This is a genomic window from Mesorhizobium sp. M5C.F.Ca.ET.164.01.1.1 (assembly GCF_004792125.1).
Taxonomy (GTDB): Bacteria; Pseudomonadota; Alphaproteobacteria; order Rhizobiales; family Rhizobiaceae; genus Mesorhizobium; species Mesorhizobium wenxiniae.
On record NZ_SRTG01000213.1, the window covers coordinates 1 to 373 of the forward strand.

At 69.7% G+C, this 373-nt stretch carries 1 protein-coding gene; it reads right to left on the minus strand.

The features are described 5' to 3' along the window. On the minus strand, positions 1–329 hold a 329-nt coding region (gene acpS, locus EN807_RS33180; protein ID WP_135937991.1), incomplete at its 3' end, for a holo-ACP synthase. Between the last annotated feature and the right edge of the window lie 44 nt (positions 330–373).

Genomic DNA, 373 nt, shown 5'->3' on the forward strand with positions numbered 1-373 from the left:
ATCGCCGCCCTATGCCCCCGCGGCAGGATCTTGCCGAGCTGTGCCGCCGCGCCGCCGGTCAGCGCCATGGTCGGCTTGCCGCCGGGCAGGTTGACGACGCCCATGTCGCGCCAGAAGACGCCATGCGCCATGCCCGTGCCCAGCGCCTTGGCGCAGGCCTCCTTGGCGGCGAAGCGCTTGGCGTAGGACGCGACGCGCGCCGCGCGGCCTTCCGAGCGGGCCTGCTCGACCTCGGTATAGATGCGCTGGATGAAGCGCTGGCCGTGCCGTTCCAGCGACTTCTCGATGCGTCTGATATCGATCAGGTCGCTGCCGATGCCGATGATCATTCCGCGGGAACTTCCCGCCCGCCATGACCACCGAGCCTGGCCTT